This window comes from Planktotalea sp., assembly GCF_049680325.1.
GTDB lineage: Bacteria > Pseudomonadota > Alphaproteobacteria > Rhodobacterales > Rhodobacteraceae > Planktotalea.
Genome location: NZ_JBAUHO010000042.1, coordinates 1 through 3781, shown reverse-complemented (window position 1 = coordinate 3781; position 3781 = coordinate 1). Strand labels below are relative to the sequence as shown.

Below are 3781 nucleotides of genomic sequence, written 5' to 3'. Positions count from 1 at the left end.
ATCTCAAATGGGTAATTGGTCAAGGTCGGTTCCAAGCCCATAATGGCGGCGGCAATTGTTGAGGGCTTGGCGATCAGAGTTGCAATCTTCCCGCTGCCGTTCAGCCGGAGCGCGAAATCGCGTTGCTTAACATTTTATCCGAGAAGTGGTAAATGTAACAAAGCTTGGAGGAAGGAACTGCTCAGATGCTATTGGAACAACATCCATTTGGTAGTTGTAGGAGGTAACGAATATGCGCTCAATATTTTTGTCCCTGATGGTATTGCTAATGAGTATGAATCCACTTCTTTCACAGGATGAAGTAGACGAAGAACTGGAACCCGTACACACTACTACTACTATTCTTTCAAGGACGCCCGGCTTAGGAGTAACAAGTAGTGGGCCGTCAATAGGTAGTGATCCAAATCTAGAAATCGGCCTCGAAGAAGGCCCCAGCGTTTATATAGACATGCCTGGCCCGACACCACTGCCGCCAATCCCTCCCACACCCGGAGTTGGACCTTTTGACCCCGATGGATTTGTTCCTGACGGCGTTCTTCCGCCTGAACCGCAGCTGGACAATACGGGCGGAGGCAGTGGTGGTGAAACGGATGATGGAGGCACACTTCAAGGCTGCGATGATGGTTCTGCAAAACTAATCTGCCCCCCAAATCCTGACCACATTTAGGGTAATGAACCCTGTCGGCACTTGAAGCAATTCATGCTTTCAATGGCGGCCATTGGCGCAGGTGCAGCAAACGGCAATTTTGTCCTCTCTGCCGCCAATAGTGCACGTGGGCACCGTTACGCCGTCGCCCTGTCGAATTCCATCACCGGTTGACCTGCGGAATCGTTCCAAATTCGACCGTTTTTGCCCTACACATTGTGACCAGGGGTTTTTGTCCGACAGCGGCCGTTCGTGACATGTGCGGCGAAAGTCGGCTTCGAGCCCACAACGGAAGTGTCAAATTCTTGCTGCGCGCACACGCAGAAAAATTCTCGCTGCACCAGCGTGATAATCTTATTTGCGACGCGGCAGGAATTGCGGCCATTCAGGCAGCACGCAAAAAAGCTGAAACCGTAAATTCACAGAACGCCGGACGAAGCGGCCATAATTCTATCAAGGGCAAAGGCAATCGTTACAGTGCTACCCCGGGACCATGCGATTAAGTGAAATACCTAATTTGGCGCTTTGAGTTTTCATTCGATGGTTCCTGCGCCAGCATAGTTCTCAATGTACCGTATCACCGCCCGCCACCCGCACCACTAACAGAACGGGCAAATGAAAAGGGCGAAGGAAGTCTGTTTGTCGGGATCAATGATGGCATGGACATTTCGCTGCATCGAAATGCAAATTCTCCGATATCAATTGGATCTCTCAGCCCGTATTGTTAGGCGTTCTTCCAGATTTAATTCTTTAACCCAAAAATAGTGCTTTGGCAGGCTTCCAGTCTCCTCCAGATTTCGTTTTTTCAGAGCGACCTGATCGAAACAGTCTTCGTCATCGGTCAGTCGTGCCAGGTCAAAAAGGCTGCGCAGGTGGCGGCGTGCGTTCTCTTTGACCTCGGGCGCATGTGAATTTACAAACTCAAAATCGGCAACCGCATCTCGTTGAAATGCCACTGCGCTCTGAACATCTCCAAGTGCGATAAAGGCATTTGCTGCGGCAGACCGCAATCTGCCCAGATTGGTTTTGCGAAACGCGGCTGCATGGTTTTCGTAACTACGTTGGACAACTTCGACGCCATCCTGCGCAGCTTTCTTCGCCTCAGCGTGCTTACCAGCCGCATTGTCGATCCGGCTTCGGACCAGCGCCAAATAGGCCCTAATGTCTTCGGCAACGCGGTCATTTGCAAAGATTTCGTCCGCCTTTTCTGACATCTCGTAAAGACGCTCATAGATAGGCTCTGCACGGTCCATGGCCTGTTCGATCCATAGTGCTTCAATCTCATGGTCGATGGCGTTGAAGAGGTGCAAGAACGGATCGCCATGGTTTGGCAACTCCATCTCAAGCGCATGTGCAGCAGCCTCAGCTTGGCTTGCATGCTCGCGAGCCCGAGCCATGTCGCCCAAAAACATCGCGATTGCGGCACTAATGTGTGCAACCTTATACTCTTGGTAGATCGCAAACCGCGGCAGATCATAGAAGTTCCTGATTGCCGGGATGAGCGCCTCAACCTTTGCAAGTTCCTGCTGGGCACGGTCGATATCATCAGCCGCGAACAAAATCTCTGAAAGGGCAATGCGGGTATTTGCAACCCCCAATGGTTTTTCGGTATGATCTTCCTGTGAGCGCAGCGCCAGCGCCTTTTCAAAGGCCGCTATAGCATTAGAGAGCTGGCCTACCGACCCATAGAGATGCCCCATCCGCTCCCAGACCGATACCAAAGATGACCGCGCAAGTTCATTGCCCGCAAAACAGGAATCTGCGGCGGTCAGGGCGGCAAGCGCTCGCGGGATGATAGGATTATCCTGCCCGTATTCGTCGTGCAGGCTTGCTTGCCGGATCAGCAAGTCGCAAAGGTTGAGTTGTCCAGTGAGGGTTGACTGCTCGGCTTCATTCTCAGCGGCCATAGCAACCAGCATATCTATATACTTCCTGCTTTCTGCTTTGTCACCGTTGTGCAGTGCGATTTCGAGCTCTGCATCTGCCAAACGCTGCTGAAGTTGTCTTGCGTTCTTTGGTTCCGTTACTTTGCGCGAAACCTCCTTTGATTTGGCGATCCAGGTCTCGGCCTCAGCCCACTGGCCAACCCGAATGCTCTCCGTTGCTTCGGCCAAGTAGGCCTTGGAAAGGTTCGACTGCGCTGTATAGTTCCTTTCCTCCTCCGCCTGGGCTTCGACGATTCCAAGGCATTCCGCGCGGTACTGGCCTGCCAGTTCGGAATTGCCCATAGCATTTGCACAATCTCCTAGTCGGGACAGGGCGACCAACCGATTGGTCTGTTCTGTTTGCTTCGGCGCGTTGGACCTATCATTGTACAAATCCAATGCTTCTTGATAGCAAGTGCGTGCGTCTTCCGTTCGGTTCGCAGCTTTCAGCAGGTCACCATATTCTGTCAGCAAACGAACAAAGTTCGCCCGGCGAGCGGTGATGGCCGGGGCCTCCTCGTAACGCGCGCGCACGATTTCCAGCGCTTCGAGGTGCGCGGCATGCGCGGCATCAAATTCCCCAAAAGTGTGGTGGATGGCCGACAGCACCTTGAGGCACGCCGATTTTTGACCAGACAACCGTCCCGCTTTTTCAGGCGTATCCCCCAGCGTGTCGAGGTCGGCCAGAACCTCCTTTACCCGCGCCATTGCCACCTTGCCGCGTCCGATGTCGGCCAACCCTTCGGCATGTAAAAGCCGGGAGTAGAGTTCATGACTGCAGTTCTCAAAATTCTCTGGATTGGCGCGCACCAAAGCTGCGTAACCCGCGCATGCGGCTTCAGAATGGCGCACAAACGCGTCGCGGTCATTGTTGAAAGACGCTTGGGCCATCACGCGCTGCGCATATGCTACAGCAAATTTCAGTTTGCTGATGGTGGGGTGCGCTTTGAGCAGGTTTTCCGCATCGGCAAGCGTCTGGGCCGCGATATTTCGAAAGGTTTCGTCGTCATTCTGGCTCTGGGCAAATGCGGCGAGTTTCCAAGCGGAAAGGAGTACTTCCTCGCGCTTGCTGATGTCGTCCGGATCGCCGTCGGCAATACTCCGCGTTATCGCGTGCGCTTCCTTGTAGTTTTCCTCGGCACCCAGATCGTCACCAAGTTCTTTGCGCAGATCGGCATCTTCGGTCAGCACCGTCGCAAGGGTTCTGCGC

General features: G+C 53.4%; 2 protein-coding genes. One reads left to right on the top strand and one right to left on the bottom strand.

Annotated features, from left to right (window positions below):
- Positions 1-503 precede the first annotated feature (503 nt).
- The gene (locus tag WBC85_RS01930; protein ID WP_424432997.1) at positions 504-638 is read left to right on the top strand and encodes a hypothetical protein; all 135 of its coding nucleotides are present in this window, start codon (positions 504-506) and stop codon (positions 636-638) included.
- 706 nt (positions 639-1344) lie between these two features.
- On the opposite strand, the gene WBC85_RS01925 is transcribed toward WBC85_RS01930, so the two are convergent.
- The coding region (locus WBC85_RS01925) for a hypothetical protein (protein WP_424432996.1) at positions 1345-3781 on the bottom strand (2437 nt) is incomplete at its 5' end.